The 17,565-nt window shown below is 67.4% G+C and carries 16 protein-coding genes; 6 read left to right on the top strand and 10 right to left on the bottom strand.

The window, feature by feature from the left end; all coding sequences use genetic code 11:
• Positions 1-11: 11 nt before the first annotated feature.
• Entirely contained in the window at positions 12-449 is a 438-nt protein-coding gene (locus KXD96_RS14815; RefSeq protein WP_260736677.1) for a nitroreductase family deazaflavin-dependent oxidoreductase, read from the bottom strand.
• A gap of 37 nt (positions 450-486) precedes the next feature.
• Positions 487-1,272, bottom strand: coding sequence for a DUF6065 family protein (locus KXD96_RS14810; RefSeq protein WP_260736670.1), 786 nt, complete (start codon positions 1,270-1,272; stop codon positions 487-489).
• 497 nt (positions 1,273-1,769) lie between these two features.
• Here KXD96_RS14810 and KXD96_RS14805 point away from each other — a divergent pair, with 497 nt between their 5' ends.
• Positions 1,770-3,023, top strand: a complete 1,254-nt coding sequence (locus KXD96_RS14805; RefSeq protein ID WP_260736668.1) for an MFS transporter — start codon at positions 1,770-1,772, stop codon at positions 3,021-3,023.
• A 189-nt stretch (positions 3,024-3,212) separates the two neighbouring features.
• Here the strand turns inward: KXD96_RS14805 and KXD96_RS14800 are convergent, their stop codons facing one another.
• The 6 genes from KXD96_RS14800 to KXD96_RS14775 form a co-directional block, all read right to left on the bottom strand.
• Positions 3,213-4,394: a PPE family protein gene (locus KXD96_RS14800; RefSeq protein ID WP_260736667.1), complete on the bottom strand. Its 1,182-nt coding sequence runs from the start codon at positions 4,392-4,394 to the stop codon at positions 3,213-3,215.
• A gap of 291 nt (positions 4,395-4,685) precedes the next feature.
• Complete coding sequence (locus KXD96_RS14795) at positions 4,686-5,006, bottom strand: hypothetical protein (RefSeq protein ID WP_260736665.1); 321 nt, start codon at positions 5,004-5,006, stop codon at positions 4,686-4,688.
• Positions 5,007-5,236: 230 nt separating this feature from the next.
• Positions 5,237-7,129 carry a lysophospholipid acyltransferase gene (locus tag KXD96_RS14790; protein ID WP_260736663.1) on the bottom strand — a complete coding sequence of 631 codons (1,893 nt, stop codon included), beginning with the start codon at positions 7,127-7,129 and terminating at the stop codon, positions 5,237-5,239.
• Positions 7,126-8,952, bottom strand: a complete 1,827-nt coding sequence (gene fadD11, locus KXD96_RS14785) for a fatty acid--CoA ligase FadD11 (protein ID WP_260736661.1) — start codon at positions 8,950-8,952, stop codon at positions 7,126-7,128. The genes KXD96_RS14790 and fadD11 overlap by 4 nt, the downstream gene beginning before the upstream one ends.
• Before the next feature lie 70 nt (positions 8,953-9,022).
• Positions 9,023-9,502, bottom strand: coding sequence for a VOC family protein (locus KXD96_RS14780; RefSeq protein WP_260736659.1), 480 nt, complete (start codon positions 9,500-9,502; stop codon positions 9,023-9,025).
• A gap of 13 nt (positions 9,503-9,515) precedes the next feature.
• The gene (locus KXD96_RS14775) at positions 9,516-9,896 is read right to left on the bottom strand and encodes a MerR family transcriptional regulator (protein ID WP_260736657.1); all 381 of its coding nucleotides are present in this window, start codon (positions 9,894-9,896) and stop codon (positions 9,516-9,518) included.
• Positions 9,897-9,948: 52 nt separating this feature from the next.
• On the opposite strand from KXD96_RS14775, the gene KXD96_RS14770 reads away from it, so the two are divergent.
• From KXD96_RS14770 to KXD96_RS14750, 5 genes are all read left to right on the top strand, one after another.
• Entirely contained in the window at positions 9,949-10,395 is a 447-nt protein-coding gene (locus tag KXD96_RS14770) for a PPOX class F420-dependent oxidoreductase (RefSeq protein ID WP_260736656.1), read from the top strand.
• Entirely contained in the window at positions 10,392-11,321 is a 930-nt protein-coding gene (locus KXD96_RS14765) for an MBL fold metallo-hydrolase (protein ID WP_260736655.1), read from the top strand. The genes KXD96_RS14770 and KXD96_RS14765 overlap by 4 nt, the downstream gene beginning before the upstream one ends.
• 138 nt (positions 11,322-11,459) lie before the next feature.
• The gene (locus KXD96_RS14760) at positions 11,460-12,263 is read left to right on the top strand and encodes a nitrile hydratase subunit beta (protein ID WP_260745387.1); all 804 of its coding nucleotides are present in this window, start codon (positions 11,460-11,462) and stop codon (positions 12,261-12,263) included.
• A gap of 36 nt (positions 12,264-12,299) precedes the next feature.
• A complete protein-coding gene (gene scnC / locus KXD96_RS14755) occupies positions 12,300-13,016 on the top strand; it encodes a thiocyanate hydrolase subunit gamma (protein WP_260736651.1) in 717 nt (238 codons plus the stop codon).
• Positions 13,017-13,026: 10 nt separating this feature from the next.
• Entirely contained in the window at positions 13,027-13,389 is a 363-nt protein-coding gene (locus KXD96_RS14750) for an SH3-like domain-containing protein (RefSeq protein WP_260736649.1), read from the top strand.
• 18 nt (positions 13,390-13,407) lie between these two features.
• Here the strand turns inward: KXD96_RS14750 and dnaE are convergent, their stop codons facing one another.
• Together dnaE and KXD96_RS14740 are read right to left on the bottom strand one after the other, a co-directional pair.
• Entirely contained in the window at positions 13,408-16,944 is a 3,537-nt protein-coding gene (dnaE, locus tag KXD96_RS14745) for a DNA polymerase III subunit alpha (protein WP_260736641.1), read from the bottom strand.
• A gap of 66 nt (positions 16,945-17,010) precedes the next feature.
• Positions 17,011-17,442 carry an SRPBCC family protein gene (locus KXD96_RS14740; protein ID WP_260736634.1) on the bottom strand — a complete coding sequence of 144 codons (432 nt, stop codon included), beginning with the start codon at positions 17,440-17,442 and terminating at the stop codon, positions 17,011-17,013.
• Positions 17,443-17,565 lie beyond the last annotated feature (123 nt).

The raw sequence follows: 17,565 nt of genomic DNA, 5'->3' as shown, positions 1-17,565 counted from the left end.
CAGCAGCCAGTTCAGTTTGCCGGGCTCAGCACGAACACCGGGATCTGCCGGTCCGTCTTCTTCTGGTATTCGGCATAGTCCGGCCAGGCCTCGACGGCACGCTCCCACCAAAGCGCCTTCTCGTCGCCGAACACCTCGCGAGCGTCGTATTCGCGGGTGGTGCCGCCGTCCTGCAGTTCGACCCGGGGGTTCTTGACGACGTTGTGGTACCAGACGGGGTGCTTCGGCGCCCCGCCGAGCGAGGCGACGATCGCGTACTCGCCGCCGTGCTCCACCCGCATCAGCGGGGTCTTGCGGAGCTTGCCCGTCTTGGCCCCGACCGTGGTCAGCAGGATGATGGGTTTCCCCTTCATGTCCGCGGCCTCGGTCCCGCCCGACTGCTCGTACTTCTCGGCCTGTTCGCGGGACCAGTCCCATGGGCTCGGCGCGTATTCGCCTGTGAGTGGCATGCCGCCAACTCTATGCGGCGGGGAAGGCTGACCTCGCCTACCGCTGCTTCTCGCGTTGCGACGCGACGAACGGGCGCAGGTGGACGCGCGTCTGGTGGTCGGGCGCTCCGGGGTCGCCGTCGGCATGCCTGCCCCGGGTGTAGTCGCCTTGCCACGGCACCTTTTCGCCCAGGGCGGTGTTGGTCGCGGCCTGCGCCTGACCCAGCTCGTTGCGCGACCGCAGGAAGAATTCGTGTTTGCGGCGCAGTTCCTCGTCCGAGTCGATCGGCCTGATTTCCGGGGCGAACTCTTCCAGCTCGGCGCGGCGTTGCGGGACGATCATGCAGATCGGCTCGTCGACCTCGAACCGCACCGGCATCATCTTGCGGGTGATCTGCCAGCTCATGCTGAAACTCGAAGTGGCCCAGTCGGTCTCGACTATGCCCTCCAACGGTGACACGGCGTCCTTCGGATAGTTCGCCGGCCCGCGGACCAACAGGTTGTAGCCGGGCGGGGTGCGAAACAGCAAGGGTAGATGCCAGGTCAAGATGCCGTGACCGAAGTGGCTGAAGGGCAGCAACTGACCGGGGTCGCGCCGGTCGGGTGCGACGATCACGCCCAAGCTGTCGTCCCCGCCCATCCAGGTGGCGGTGAACGCGCTCGGATTGCGCAGCTCCCAGCCACTTTGGTTGGCGATGAGCATCGGCAGGCACCGGTTCGGCCACCCGTTCCGCATCTGAGACATCCACGGCCGGCTGATGGGGGCCGGTGTTATCGGCGGCGTGTTGTCCCCGGTGGTGAACGCGATCAACGGGCGGGCCTGCCCGCCGGACTGGTTACTCATCGCAACCTCGATTCGCTGCATGCCGCGCCAGACGCGGCGTTCGGTCAGGTCGCCGTGCCTTGACCGGGATGAGGGCCAAGACGGTGCGGCAGGCCGACGATCAATATGATCATTAGGGCCCTGATGACGGCCGCTGCCGGCGGGCGGCTCAACGGAAGCCCACCGTCGACGACACGTTATCGACCGAGTCTCCCACGGTCTAACCCCGGGGCGGCGCCCGGATGGCATTTTGGTCCTGTTGCGACGGGATCGGACGCGCGAGAAAAGGCTGTATTTTGCATGTGAGTTTGGTGTGCGCGCGCCGATTGGACGCGGTCGGACGCTCGAACCTCTGCCCCAGAATGCATGCCATTCAGCACATTTGGGGAAGTAGCCGGATCCGGTGCATTTTCGATTACACGCCACGAGTTGGCAATTACCCTAGGATTCAATAAGTTAGCTCGCTTTCGCGGCTGTTGTGACGGCCCCTGCCGTTAACGCTATGTCACTATGGGTGCATGCTGACCAAACCGGACGTCGAGTTCCATCACGGCGCCGGGGCACGTTGGTCGATCATGGCCATTTCGCTGGCAGTGACGGCAATATCGTTCCTTTTCATCAATGGCGTTGCGTTCCTGATCCCTTCGCTCGAGGCTCGTCGCGGCATTCCGCTGACCGAGGCCAGCTTGTTGTCGTCTATGCCCAGCTGGGGCATGGTGGTCACGCTGGTTCTGTGGGGCTATGTGCTGGATCGCGTCGGCGAGCGGGCCGTGTTGACGGCCGGCTCGGCGTTGACTGCTGTGGCGGCCTACGCAGCGGCGTCGGCACATTCAGTGCTGTTGACCGGCGTCTATCTGTTCCTCGGCGGCATGGCCACCGCCAGTTGCAACGCGGCGGGGGGTCGATTGGTGTCCGCCTGGTTCCCACCGCATCAACGCGGCCTGGCCATGGGCATCCGACAGACCGCGCAGCCGTTGGGGATCGCGCTGGGCGCCCTTGTCGTGCCGGAGCTGTCGGAACGCGGGCCGCACCGGGGGCTGATGTTCCTCGCGGTGATGTGCACGGTGGCGGCGGTGGCGAGCGTTATCGGGATCATCGACCCGCCGCGGAAATCCCGCAGAACAGCCAGCCAGGAAGAGCTGGCCAGCCCATACCGGGGCTCGTCGGTGCTGTGGCGAATCCACACGGCAGCCGCACTGTTGATGGTGCCGCAGACAGTGGCCGTGACCTTCATGCTCGTGTGGTTGATGAATCACCGTGGCTGGTCGGTGGCGGCGGCCGGCGCTTTGGTCACCCTGTCGCAGCTGCTTGGCGCCGTGGGCCGAATCGCAGTGGGCCGCTGGTCCGATCGCATCGGCTCACGCATGCGACCGGTCCGAACGATCGCGATCGCCGCCGCCCTCACGCTGTTCCTGCTCGCCCTCACCGACTACTGCGGCTCTGGCTACGGCGTGTGCCTTATGCTCGCCGTTTCGGTGCTGGCCGTGCTGGACAACGGCTTGGAGGCCACCGCGATCACCGAGTTCGCCGGGCAGTTCTGGGGTGGACGCGCGTTGGGCATGCAAAACACCACCCAGCGGCTGATGGCCGCCGCGGGAGCTCCGCTGTTCGGCGCACTGATCATGGCGGCTGGATACCCAGCCGCCTGGGCATTGTGCGGGTTGTTCCCCTTGGCCGCGGCGCCATTGGTTCCGGCCCGTTTGCGGCCGCCCGGACTGGAAAACGCACGGCGACAATCCAAGCGCAACCAATCGGTCGATCTTCCGCGATAGCTGTACGTACTCACTGCGAGGGCACCGCAACGTCCACCAAGGTCACCGCCCCGACGACCGATGGCGGTGCATCAAGAGCGGTCGCCAAATTGATTGGCACCCAACGATATAGCACCTCGCGAGCGGCATCGTGCCGCACTGACACCGGCGACAGCGCGCACAGATTCCGGGTAACCCGGACCGGCCCGCTCACCCGGCCGCCGGCGAGCGAGGGACTACGCTCGCGCGCAGCTCGAACCGGGAAGCGGCGGGACCGCCGACACCTCGCCCCGCCATGTTCGTCAACGGCATCAGCGGCAAGCCCGTCGGACCCGCGCCGACAGAGCCACTCGGCGGCGCGGCGGTCCATCCAGCACTTGGCGGCCCGGCGGTCACCGCACTGGTCGTCGGCGCGGCTAGCCAGGCATGCGGTGCCGACAACGCGCCGATGGACACGCCGCGACCCAGGCCGGCAGAAAGACTTGCGCCGCCGGTACCCAGCCCCGGCAGGCCCGCCGCCCCCAGCGCGCGTGCGCCGGCGTCGACCCCGCTCGCCAAACCCGTCGCCCCCGCCTTGCCCGCCGCGACCGGCGCGGTAACTGCCTTCGACGCCGACAGGGCCTGGTTCAAAAATGTCATCGGATAGGTCGAGAACTTCGCCGGCCCTGTCAATGTGTTGAATTTGGACATGAGCGACGAGAGCGACGTGTCCGCCGACTTGGACACCGGCGCCGACGCCAGTCCCTGGAGTGCCTGGGGCACTGTGGAAACGAATTGAGACCCGTTTGCAAGAATCTCCTGGGCATGGGTCGCGGCCATCGTTTGGGTTGCTTGCGTCACCGCGGCACCTTGACGGGACAACCCCGCAGCGTCGGTCGTTGCCGACGGCTGGGTGAACGGCGTCAACGTCGCCGCGGCAGCCGACGCGCCGGCGTAGGCGTACATGACGGCTGCGTCCTGAGCCCACATCTGGTCATACTCGGTCTCGGTGGCAGCGATGGCGGGACTGTTTTGACCCAACACGTTCGTCGCGATGAGCAGCATCAATTGGGCGCGGTTGGCGGCGATCACCGGCGGCGGAACCGTCGCCGCCCACGCCGCCTCGTAGGCCGCGGCGGCAGCACCGGCCTGCGCGGCCGTTTGTTCCAACTGGCCGGCCGCGGCGCAGAGCCACGTGATGTACGGTGCGGCGGCCTGGGCCATCGACATCGCGGCCGGCCCCATCCACGCGCCCGCCAGGCTCGATGTCACCGAGCCGTAGGCGGCCGCCGCCGTGTACAGCTCGGTGGCCAGCTGATCCCAGGCCGCAGCGGCGACCATCATCGATCCCGACCCCGGGCCGCTGTACATGCGCGCCGAGTTGACTTCCGGTGGTAAGGCGCCGTAGTCCATCGCTACTTCTCCTCCGGCGCGAATGAGTGGGCGGTGTGAGGGCCGAAAGTGCCTGAGCGGCGGATGTATTCGGCGGCGTAATCGGACATGACAAACTCCTCAAGGCTTGCGGTGACGCCGTCGACAGCCTTCGAACTGCGACGGCAATGACTCGGCGTCCCGAAGACGTCGAAAAAGGGAACCGGTGATGGCGCCTACGCCGCCAGGAAGACGCCGGAGGCGGTGTGCGCGCCCGCCCGTACGCATCGGGGGAACCCGGCGACGCAGGGACAACGGCTGTGCGCTAGCCGATCAGCAGCGTGCGATGCAGATGTGATTGAGAAGTTCGTGTCCGGCGAGTGCCTGGGTAGGCGAAGGGGTGTGCGCCGGATCCGGCCCGGGGGCGTTCATCCCCGCGGTGTTCAGGGAAACCGGGGCGGGCAGCCACCACTGTGGCGGCGCCCCGCGGGACCACGTCGGTGGCCGGTCACGCTTGAGCCCGGCGGTCTTGAAAGATTTCTGATCGGTTGATGCCGGGTCATTCCATTTGGAATGACGTGCCAGGTCGGCCATGTCGACGTGAACCGCGGAAAATCCGACAGCGCTGGCGGCATTGCCGGTGTCATGGGACACGGCGATCGATGGCGGCGAGGCCTGTGCTACTGCTGCCTGTGATCGGCCGACCCAGCCGCCGACGAGCGCGCTAGTCAGGCACAGCACAGCAACGACAGCGACACCCGGTCGCCATCGTTGCGGCTTAGTTGCGCCCCGAAGGTTCACAATCCCCGAATTCTATCAGTCATATCGACTGATCAACCGTCCCAGAACCTTTGAAGAACATGAGAGCCGCATCGGTGGCGCGGCTACCGCGTTCCGGCCAGTCCCGCGATGGTGTTGACCCGCCGGACGGCCGTGGCGATCTCGTCGGCGAACTCACGCCGGCGCTGCGCGATGTCCAGGTCCTCGAAGCCGTCCACCAGTTCGCGGTGCCGGGCCAACCGCAGCGCGGTCTTGAACAACTCCATCGACCTCGACTCGGCGCTCGCGATCCTGCGTTGCAGCTCCCACTGCTTGCCCACCTCGAGGCACTCGGCAAGAAACGCCTTCTCGTCGAATGATTCGTCGTCGAAGGCGGCCAGCCGGTCGGCGACGATGTGGTAGGCGTCAAGGAACGGCCGCAACACCAGGTGCGCCAGCAGCAGGTCGGCCTTCTCCAACAGGCCGCGCACGTCGGCCGCGCTGGCCGCCTTGCTGGTGTCCTCCACCCGGCCGAGCAGGCGCACCTCGTCGGCGAGTTCCTTCTCGAACTGCGCGCGCGCCGAGAACAGGAACTCGAATTTCAGCAATTCGCGCAGCTTCAGGGCCTCGTCGCGCACGGTCGTCGGCAACACCAAACCGTCCACCGAGGCCTCGGCGTCTTCGATGGCGGCCAGCAACGCCGTCTCGGCGATGGCGCGATCGACCAGGATGTGGATCGCGGTGTTGCGGTAGAACGCCGCGACCAGGTGCTGCTCCGCCCCGATGCCCCAAACCGGTTCGGTGCCGGCGTCGTAGACGCTGACCACGCCCGAGGCGACGAGCTGATGCAGCGTCCAGCGGATGGTCGAGCGATTCGTCAGGTCGGCGGCGCCCGCCACACACCAGTTCCGCGCCGCGATATAGCTCGCCAGCGGCCGCACGGTGGCCAGCACCTCGCTGACGGACAGCGAGCGGTCCGCACCCAGCAGGGCGAGGCTCACCACCGCGGTCGGGGTGACCGGGGTGGCGCGGTTGATCCGGTGCTCGACGTCCAGCGCGATGCGTTCGATCTCGGTGCCCGTTCCGGACTCCTCGGCGCGCAGCTCCTCGAGGCGCTTGCGCAGCGGCAGCGGCTCGCCGAAGTCCAGGTAGGCGCGGCCCAGCCGCTCCCCCTGCTGTCGCGCCAGCCGGATCAGAAAGCGAAAGTCCTCGGGCCGCTTGGCCGCGCCGTAGGCCTCGGTCGTCATCGCCTCCACCTCGTGCAGCTGGTCGTACACGATCGAGGTCGGCACCAAATACACTTCGGGACCGTCGATTTCGTCGACGGCGTCGCTGATGTAGCGCAGGATGCCGAAAACCGGTGGCCGCAGCTTGCCGGTCCGGGTGCGGCCCCCTTCGATCGACCAGGTCAGGTTGGCGTGATTTTGCACCAGCTGCGCGGCGTAGGCGCGCAACACGAAGCGGTACACGGGAATGTCCTTGGTCTGGCGCCGGATGAAGATCGTGCCGGTGCGCTTGGCCCACACCCCCATCGGGAAGAAGTTCAGGTTCGCCCCACCGAAGGTGAGCGCGGGCGAAAGCCGGTTGGCCTGAATCACTTCCGGCAGCAACAGGCCGTCCAGATAAGAGCGATGCGAAAAGGCAAACGCCAACGTCGCTTTGCGATCCAGCTTGCGCAGCTGCGCGATCTGGTCCTCGTCGACCAGCACGTCGTAGGCCCGCATCAGCCAGTTACTGAAGCTGCGCCAGGCCCTGACCGCCCGCACGTCCAGCGAGGGCGCCATCTCCCGCAGGTAGCATGCGGCCTCGGTGCGCACGCTCCCCAGGTCGCGCCCGAGCTCGTCGGCCAGCCCATTCAGCCGCTCGTCGTACCACGGCGCGGCGAGCAGCTGGACAACCTCCTCCGGATCGGTCGTCAGGGCCATTGTCGACTCCTCGATAAAGCCGGTGCGCTGCAGCAGCTTTCGCACACCTGCCCGGCCGAATTCACGGGCGGTCGCCCCCGGTCGCCGGCTCATGCCGGTTGGACCGTCGCGGCCGCCGCGGGCTCGTGGACGTCCGGATGTAGTTCGGGTGCGTAGAGTTTCTCGATCTCGCTCGCGTACTTCGTCATGATCGGCTTGCGTTTGAGTTTCATTGTCAGCGTGATCTCGTCTCCCCCGGGCTCCCAGAGTGACGGCAATATCCGGAAGCGCTTGATCTGTTCCACCCGTGACAGTTTGGCGTTGCCCTCGGCCACGCCGGCGGCGATCCGGGCGATGACCTCCGGATGGGCGGCGAGGGTCGCGGGCGACGTGTCGGGCAGGCCGTGCTGGGCCGCGTACGGACCGACCGATTCGGCGTCGAAGACCATCAGCGCGGTGTTGTACGGCCGCCCGTCGCCGATCGTGACCATCACGCCGACCATCGGGCACGCGGCCAGCACGGTGTTCTCGATGTTGGCCGGCGACATGTTCTTTCCCGCGGCGTTGATGATCAACTCCTTCTTGCGGTCGATTATCCTCAGGTAACCCTCGTCGTCGACCTCGATGATGTCGCCGGTGTGCAGCCAGCCGTCGGCGTCGACGGCCTCCGCGGTCTTGGCGGGTTCCTTGCGGTAACCCTTCATCACCAGCGGCCCGCGCACCAGGTACTCGCCGTCGTCGGCGATCTTGCCCTCGAGGCCGGGCAGCAACTTGCCGACGGTGCCCAGGCGCGCGTCGCGGGGGTGGCTGACGCTGGCGGCGCAGCTCAGCTCCGACATCCCCCAGACCTCGGCGATCGGGATTCCGATCCCGAGGAAGAACGCCAGCGTCTCCCTGGGGATCGGAGCCGCACCCGATACCGCCCAACGGAGTTCGCCGAAACCGAGCCGCTCGCGCAGCTTGGACAGCACCAGCTCGTCGGCCCGGGCCCACTCGGCGGCCAGCTCGTCCGGCATCGCCTCGCCGGCCAGGAGGGCGGCGGCCCGCCGGCCGGCCACCGACATCGCCCACTGCAACGCCTGACGCTTGACCTCGTCGGTCTCGTTGCTGACGGTGAATTCGATTCCGGCCTTGAGCTTTTCCCACACGCGCGGCACCGCGGCCCACACCGTGGGCCGCACGTCGGGCAGCGCGGCGGCGATGGCACGGACATCGGAGACCACCGTGACCTGTGCGCCGAACACTTCCAGCGCGTACAGGCCCATCACCCGGTCGGCGATGTGTGCCGTCGGAAGATAGGACGTGACCCGGTCCCCGAATCGGGACGGGAGGACGGCGTTGAGGCCATACGCCTCGAAAAGCAGGTTCGCGTGGGTCATCTCCACACCCTTGGGGTTGCCGGTGGTCCCGGAGGTGTAGATGAGCGTGACGATGTCGTCGGGCCGCACCGCCCGCCAGGTCGCCTCGGAGTCGAAATCTTCTCGCGCGGCGGCGTACAGGTCGTCGACCGAAAGGGTGCCGGGCGGCGAGCCGTCGATGCAGACGATGTGCTCGACGGGCGCGCCGCTGGCGCGGATGCGGTCCACGTACTGCTCCTCGCAGATCGCGACCCGGGTGCCGGCGTTGTCGAACAGGTAGGTCAGCTGCTCGGCGGGCAGCGTGTTGTAGACCGAAAACGAAGTGGCGCCCAGGTGTTGGGCGCCGATCTCGAAGGGGTAGAACTCGATGCGGTTGGCCATCATCAGCGACACCGTGTCGCCCCGGCCGACCCCCAGGCCGGCCAGGCCGGCGGCAACCTTGCGCACCTGCGCCGCGAGCTCGCGCCATGTCATGGTCTGGGTGTCGCCGGGCGTGCGCAGCGCGACGGCATCCGGATCGATCGACGCGGTGCGCTGGAACGCCTGACAGAGGGTGACCGGGCGCTCGGCTGTCGTCATGTGCGTCCTCCTCGCGCGGGGCCAGCTCTCCTTCGTGAGCGTACGTCCGTGGTCGGAGACGGGGAGCAGATCACGCCGGATCCGGGCGCCAGAGCTGCAGCGTGCTCGATATGCCGGCGGGCAGTTCCAGCAGCTCGATGGGGGTGCCGTCGGGGTCATAGATGAAGAACATCCGGACGCCGCCGATGTCGACGGGCGGCTCGGCCCGGACCTCGGGATGCTCGCGCCGGACGGCGTCGTAGCTGGCGTCGAGGTCGTCGACCCGGAACGAAACGTTGGTGTAGCCCAGGTGCGGCCCGCTCGGGCACTCGGGGACGGCGCCCAGCGACAGCAGCTCGACCATGGCGGCCCCGATCAGCCCGCCGATCATGCGGCCCCGCTGCGCGGCCCCGCCCGTCACCGCGTCCAGCCCGGCCCCGTCAAGCTCGACGTCGAACACGACGTCCATGCCGAGCACCGCGGTGTAGAACGTGAGCGACGCCTCGATGTCGGAGACGCCGATGCAGACGTGGGAGAAGTTCTGCACGGCGATGGTGGGCGGCTGGATCATGGCGCTCCTTGGCTCAGGCGGGCACCGCGGTATGAATCCCGCAGGTACAAGCGTCAATTGAGGGACACGTGCAACGCATGCCCCACTCGATCACGGCGCGCGCCCGGGCCAGCGACTCCATCTGCGCATCGATTTCGGCAAGCTTGGCTTCGGCCAGCGCGCGGCTGGCCGGCCGCCCGGGCACGTCGTCGGCGAACAGCAGCTGGATCTCCTCCAGCGTGAAGCCGGCCGATTTGCACAGCCGGATGACCTCGAGCCGGGCTCGCACCGATTCGTCGTAGCGGCGCTGTCCGCCCAGCCGCCGCGGCGGCGGCACCAGGCCGATCTGTTCGTAGTAGCGCAGCGTGGTCGCCGCCACCCCGGCCTGGCGCGCCACCTCGCCGATCGTCAGCATCGGGCCTCCTTGGGCTTGACTTAGAGCCAACTCTAAGTCGTTGACTGGGGCCATGCACACACATTCACTCACCGATTTGAGCACCGCACGCTACGCGCTGCTCCGATCGTTCCGCCGCGACGGCACGCCCGTCGACACCCCGATCTGGTTCGGGCTGGACGGCGAGGCGCTGCTGTTCCGCACCAAGGTCGGGCCCAAGACCAAGCGGTTGGCCACGCGCCGCGACGTCGAGCTCACTGCGTGCGACTACCGCGGCCGGGTCCGGCCGGGCGCGACGACGCTGGCGGGCCGGGCCACCGTCCTGTCGGGCGCCGACGCCGAGCGGGCGAATCGCCTGCTGCACCGGCGCTACGGCTGGCGGTGGAACGTTGTGCCGCTGATCAAGGTGCCCGGGGTCACCAACGTTCATCAAGACCTGTGCGTGCGCGAGAAGCTGCGCCGGGCACGCGACCGCGGCGTCTGGGCCGACAGCGTTATCGTCCGCGTGGACGCACCATGACGCACGACCCCGTCCGCTCCCCCACCCTGCGCCAATGCTGCGCCGCCGCAACCGGATTGGTCTGGGGTGCGCTACGCCCGAAGCGGCCCGATCAGCGGTTCCTCCGCAGTATCGCCGACGCGGGACTACCGGAGCCCAGCCGCGCCGTGACGGTGACCGCGCTACCCCAGGTGGCGCGCTCGGTGCCGACCGCGGCGATCGTCGAGGGCACGTTCGCGCCCGCCCGCGTCGAGAACGCGATGACCTCGTTCGTCGTCCGCCACCCGGAAGCGACTTTCATCCTCGATCCGGCCGTGTGCCACGACGTCGACCGTCGGGCGATCGCTCAACTGCCCGCGGTGTTGCGCGTTGCGGTCCGTCCGCCCGCCGACACCGTTCCCACAATCACGGCCCTGAGCCGGCTGCCCGATGTGCCGCCGCTGGATTTCGCCCTGCCGACTCACGCCCATTGGGACCACGTGTCCGGCCTGCTGGACCTGCCCGATCTCCCCGTTCACCTGCACCGCACCGAACGGGACTGGATCGGCTCCGGCCCGGTAGCGCCGGTCGGCGGTGTCCGCGATTCGCTGCGCGGCAGGCCCGTCGTCGACTACGAGCTGGACGGCCCGCCGGTGCTCACCTTCGCCCGAAGCCACGACCTGTTCGGGGACCACTCCGTGCTCCTGGTCGACTTGCCCGGACACACTCCGGGAAGTGTCGGGGTGCTCGCCCATACCGGGCGCGGGTGGATCCTGATCGCCGGCGACGCCGCCTGGCACATGTTGCAGATCGAGAATGTCCGCCAAAAGTCAAGCTATCCGGGTGTTTTGGTGGACCAGGATCGGGATGAAGCTTTCCGGACGCTGCAGCGACTGCACCTGGCGCGGCATACGGTGACGATCATTCCCACCCACGACCATCAGGCGGCGCTGGGGTTGACCGCCTAGCGCGCGGCGAGTCTGCGGCTAGCCGCACACTCGGCATAAGGCGACATATATTTGCCCCACCCGGATGGCCCGCGCGGTGTTACGGTGTCCCCGGGCTCTCGCTTCTACTTTGAGGCAGCGATCGTGGCGAATTCTGTGATGGGCGACCTCGTCAGCCAACTGCGCGTCGCCTTCCACCGGTTGCAGGACTGGGCCTATCCGGACGAGCTGCATCACGATCGCTTTCGCGCCTTCATGAAGACGCCCCACGACGTGGGCGGCGAACCGGACGCCCCGGCGGTCTACGAGGAGAAGGAGGAAGAGCAGTGGGAGCTCAACACGTTCGTCACGTGTGAGGTCCTCGGCTGGCGCGGTATCTGGACGTCGGAGGAGCGCAGAAGGCTCGGCAACGTGGATGTCGGGAGGACGCTGTATCAGGGCTTCCCCTATTACGGTCGTTGGGTTTTGGCGGTCGCCCGGTGCCTCGTCGACAAGCGCCACATCACGCTCGGTGAGTTGATCGAACGAGCCGACGAGGTGCGTCAGCGCACCGCCGCTGCGACCCCGTTGGAAGCCCTGCCCCGCACGGCCGGCGACGCGGCGGCGGTGCCCCGCAACCGCCACCACATCGAGGCGCTCGGTAAGGGCGATCCGCAGTGCTTCGACGGCCTCGCCGGTGACGCGCGATTCGCGGTCGGTGACGCCGTGCGGGTGCGGGATCTGCCCACCATCTTCTACACCCGCACCCAGGAATACCTGCGGGGCAAACCCGGCACGGTGGTCAGGGTCTCGTACGAGAGCCTGGCCTCCGAAGACGAGGCGTTTGACCGCGAAGATCAAAAGCCGGAGTGGTTCTACATCGTTCGCTTCAAGATGACCGACCTTTGGGACCCCTACACGGGCCCGCCGAACGACACGCTTCAAGCGGAGATATCGGAGCGGTGGCTGCAGCCGGCTTCCTAGCCGAGCCCGTCACTTATCACCAATCAGGATGGCGAGATGACAGAGCACACCGAGGCGGCCCACGAACCGGAACGCCACGCGGCGCCAATGGTCGAGGAGGTCACCGACTTTGAAGTGCTGGAGATCGCGCTGCGCGAGCTGGCAATAGAGAAGGGTCTGTTCACCGCCGAGGATCACCGGCGCTACACCGAGTTCGTCGAGCAGATGGGGCCGGCGCCGGGTGCGCGGCTCGTGGCGAAGGCCTGGGTGGACCCGGATTTCAAACGACTGGCTCTGCAGGACGGGATCGCCGCCAGCCGTGAGGTGGGCATCGACTGGCTCCACCCGACCGGCTTTGGCACGCCCAGCGACTTCACCGCGCTGCACATACTCGAGGACACCGAAACGCTGCACCACGTGATCGTGTGCACGCTGTGCTCGTGCTACCCGCGCCCGCTGCTGGGGAACTCCCCCGAGTGGTACCGGACGCCGAACTATCGACGCCGCATCGTGCGATGGCCCCGCCAAGTCCTCGCGGAGTTCGGCCTGTATCTCCCGGAGGACGTCGAAATCCGGGTCGAGGACTCGAATTCCAAGCACAGGTTCCTCGTCCTGCCGCTTCGGCCGGCGGGGACCGACGGGTGGAGCGAGGAGCAGCTTGCCGAGATCGTGACGCGCGACTGCATGATCGGCGTTGCCCTGCCCAAGCCGGGGGTGACTTCGAACGTGGATCGCCCCGTGCACCGCGCGGTCCGCCCCGCCGAGAACTACTGAGGGCCAACCGATGTCTGCCGAGATCGACATCACTGCCGTCCGCGTGCCGACGCTGGAGCAGGTTGCAAAACGTCAGCAGGTGTGGCCACGGATGGCGGAGAAGTACGGTGTAAGCAATCCGGTGCCGCCCTGGAAGTCGAGCCTCGACGGGATGTGTGAGGCCCTCGACAGGGAGGGAGCCGCGCTAGAGCTCCTGACGCGTCGACACGACGAGGACCGCCTCGGCGAAAAGACGTACGCAACCTTGCCGTATCCGGAGAGCCAGCTCGTCGCGCTGGCGCACTCCCTTGTCGCCAGAAACGTCATCGACGAGGCGGCGCTGGCGCAACGCATGGAAACGGTCCGCGCCCGACTGCAGGCCGGCGACGCCTAGCCCGCCGCGAGGGCGCGGCTAGCTGCCCAGGCACCCCGGGCCGAGCAGCTCCTTGAGGTCCCCCATCAGCGCCGGCGATGGCGTCACCCGCAGAGAGGGATCCAGCTCGAGGGTGGTGATCCGGTCCCCGCTGATCAACCGCAGATGCACCTGGGCGGTGCCGGGGTGGCGCGCCAGCACCTGCTTGAGCGCGCTGACCTTGTCGATGGTGCACTGCCGGGTGGGCAGGCTGACCGCGATCGGCCGGTTCGGCTGGGCGTTGGAAAAGTCCGGCACCACAAGCTCGTTGGCGATCAGGCTGATGCGGTCGTCGCGGATCGCCACCTTGGCGTTGATCAGCACCACCGCGTCGTCGGCGATGTCGGCGCCGTAGGCGGAATACGCGTGCGGGAAGAACATGACCTCGATGCCGCCGGTGAGGTCTTCCAATTGGGCCGACGCCCAGGGCATTCCGTTCTTGTTGACCCGCCGGTTCACCGACGCCAGGATGCCGCCCACCCGCACCTGGGTGTCGTTGGGCACGTCGCCGTCCAGGATGGCCGGGATCTGGGTGTCCACCTGGCCGGCCAGCAGGTGCGCCACTCCGTTGAGCGGGTGCCCCGAGACGTACAGGCCGAGCATCTCCCGCTCCAGGGCCAGCTTGTGCTTGTCCTCCCATTCGTCTTCGGGCACCTTGATGGTGAACACCGAGTCCGCGGTGCCGCCGCCGTCGCCGCCGAACAGGTCGAATTGCCCCATCGCCTCGGCCTTTTTGGTGCCCAGCACCGAATCGACGGCGTCGGTGTGCACCAGGAACAGACCCTTGCGGGCATGGCTCAGCGAGTCGAACGCGCCCGCCTTGATCAGCGACTCGGTGACCTTCTTGTTGCATGCCGAGATGTCGATCTTGTTCAGGTAGTCCGAAAAGTCGGTGAACTTCCCCTTCTCGTCGCGGGTCTTGATCAGCGAACCGACCACGTTGGCGCCGACGTTGCGCACCGCGCCTAGCCCGAAGCGGATGTCCTGTCCGACCGAAGCGAAGTTCACCAGGGACTCGTTGACGTCCGGCGGCAGCACGGTGATGCCGAGCTTGCGGCAGTCGGCCAGATACACCGCGGCCTTGTCCTTGTCGTCACCCACCGAGGTCAGCAGGCCGGCCATGTATTCGGCCGGGTAGTTGGCCTTCAGGTAGGCGGTCCAGTACGACACCAGGCCGTAGCCGGCGGCGTGCGACTTGTTGAACGCATACCCGGCGAAGGGAAGGATGGTGTCCCACAACGCTTTCACCGCCCGCTCGGAGAACCCGTTGGCGGTCATGCCTTCGTAGAAGCCCTTGTACTCCGCCTCGAGCACCTCGAGCTTCTTCTTGCCCATCGCCTTGCGCAGCGCGTCGGCCTTGCCCATCGTGTAGGAGGCCACCTTCTGGGCGATGAGCATGATCTGCTCTTGGTAGACGATCAGACCATAAGTCTCCGAGAGGATCTCGCGCAGCGGCTCCTCGAGCTCCGGGTGGATCGGCTTGATCGCCTGCCGGTTGTTCTTGCGGTCGGCGTAGTCGTTGTGGGCGTTCATGCCCATCGGGCCCGGACGGTACAGCGCCAGGACGGCGACGATGTCGTTGAACTCGGTCGGTTGCATGCGGCGCAGCAGGTCGCGCATCGGCCCACCGTCGAGCTGGAACACGCCCAGCGTGTCGCCGCGCCCCAGCAGCTCGTAGGTGGGCTTGTCGTCCAGCGGAACCGATTCCAGGTCGAGGTCTATGCCCCTGTTGGCCTTGATGTTGTCCAGCGCGTCACCGATGATCGTCAGGTTGCGCAGGCCCAGGAAGTCCATCTTCAGCAGGCCGATGGCCTCACACGACGGGTAGTCCCAGCCGGTGATGATGGCGCCGTCCTGTGGCCGCTTCCACAGCGGGATGGCCTCGGTCAGCGGCTCGCTGCTCATGATCACCGCGCAGGCGTGCACGCCGGCGTTGCGGATCAGACCCTCGAGGCCGCGCGCGGTCTGGTAGATGGTGCGGACGTCGGGATCGGTCTCGATCAGGCCACGCACCTCGGCGGCCTCTTTGTACCGCTCGTGCGCCGGATCGGTGATGCCCGACAGCGGGATGTCCTTGGCCATGATCGGCGGCGGCAACGCCTTGGTGATCCGGTCGGCGATGGCGAAGCCGGGCTGGCCGTAGTGGATCCGCGCCGAATCCTTCAGCGCCGCTTTGGTTTTGATGGTGCCGAAGGTGATGACCTGGGCCACGCGGTCGTGGCCCCACTTGTCGGCGGCGTAGCGCACCATCTCGCCGCGGCGGCGGTCGTCGAAGTCGATGTCGATGTCGGGCGCCGACGGACGCTCCGGGTTGAGGAACCGCTCGAACAGCAGGCCGTGCGGAATCGGGTCGATGTTGGTGATGCCCAGCGCGTAGGCCACCAGCGAGCCCGCCGCCGAACCGCGCCCGGGCCCCACCCGGATGTCGACCGACCGCGCGTAGTTGATCAGGTCGGCGACGATCAGGAAGTACGACGGGAAGCCCTTGTCGCAGATGACCTTGATCTCGTACTCGGCCCGGTCGACGTAGTCCTGAGCAACGCCGGACGGGAAACGCCGCCGCAGTCCCGCCATCACCTCGTGGTGCAGCCAGGACGCCTGGTCGTGCCCGTCGGGCACCGGGAAGATCGGCATCCGGTCGCGCGGGGCCCACACGTCGTCGTAGGGCTGCACCCGCTCGGCGATCAACAGCGTCGAGTCGCAGGCGCCCGGGACCTGGTCGTCCCAGAGCTGGCGCATCTCGGCGGCGGACTTGAGGTAGTAGCCGTCGCCGTCGAACTTGAACCGGTTCGGGTCCGACAGCGTCTTGCCGGTCTGCACGCACAACAGCGCCTCGTGGTTGTGGGCGGCGTCGCGGGTGACGTAGTGGCAGTCGTTGGTGGCCAACGGCGGGATGCCCAGCTTGCGCCCGATCTCCAGCAAGCCCTCGCGGACACGCTGCTCGATGGACAGGCCGTGGTCCATCAGCTCGAGGAAGTAGTTGTCGGCGCCGAAGATCTCGCGCCACTTCGCGGCCGACTCCAGCGCCTCGCGGTCCTGCCCCAGACGAAGACGGGTCTGCACCTCACCCGACGGGCAGCCGGTGGTGGCGATGATGCCCTCGGCGTGTTCGGCGATGATCTCGTCGTCCATGCGCGACCACTTGCCCAGCTGGCCCTCGAAGGAGGCCAGCGAGGACAGCTTGAACAGATTGCGCAGGCCGGCGGCGTTCTCGGCCACCATCGTCAGGTGCGTGTAGGAGCCGCTGCCGGAGACGTCGTCGGACTTCTGGCTGGGGTCACCCCACAGGATGCGCCGGGTGTCGAAGCGCGAGCCCGGCGCGATGTACGCCTCGACCCCGATGATCGGTTTGATCCCGGCCTTGGTCGCGGCGCTGTAGAACTCGCTGGCGCCGAACATGTTTCCGTGGTCGGTCATCCCAACCGCGGGCATCTGCAGCCGCTCCACTTCGGCCAGCATCGGCGTGATCTTCGCGGCCCCATCCAGCATCGAGTACTCGGTGTGGTTATGCAGGTGCACGAAGGACGAGTGGTTCATAGGGACGCCAGTCTATGACCGAGGACCGACGCCTTCCGGGCGTGTCGCGAAGTGTGTCGTGGGCAGTTATCCGTACAAGTCGACGAAGTTCTTCAACGACCTCTGCACGTCGCCTCTGACGGCCCGCGCCGCCGCGGAACCGACCGGCCCGAACAGGGCGCGCCCGCCCAGCTCGAGACGCAGGCCAAGGGTGGATCCCGCTGAGGCGGCCCGCACGGTGAGTGTGACGGAGTACTTGGCGCCGCCCTTGCCGGATCCCGAGAGCGCCACCTGATGCGGCGGGTCCCACGTGGTCACCGTCCACGTCACCCGGTTGCGGAAGCCCTTGGCCCTGGCCACGCCCACGACCTGGGCGCCCTCGCCGAGCTCCTCGGGCAGGTCACTGCGCCAGCCCTCGTGCATCACCAGCCAGTCGCCCAGGTCCGAGAGGTCGGAGACGCGGTCCCACATCTCTTGCGGGCTCATCGGCATCTCGGTGGTCAGGTCAACAGCGGCCATCAACGGAGCCTAGCCCGACGTGCCGCACGCGATGCGCGGTGCGAACTTTCGGTGTGCACGGACGGCTTTCGGTGTGCGCTCAGGGCGGCGTTGCTCGGCGTGTCACCGCCCGGGGCGCACACT

The sequence above is a fragment of the Mycobacterium sp. SMC-2 genome (assembly GCF_025263485.1).
Taxonomy (GTDB): domain Bacteria; phylum Actinomycetota; class Actinomycetes; order Mycobacteriales; family Mycobacteriaceae; genus Mycobacterium.
The sequence above is the reverse complement of the archived record's forward strand: the minus strand, read 5'-3'. Positions and strand labels throughout refer to the sequence as shown.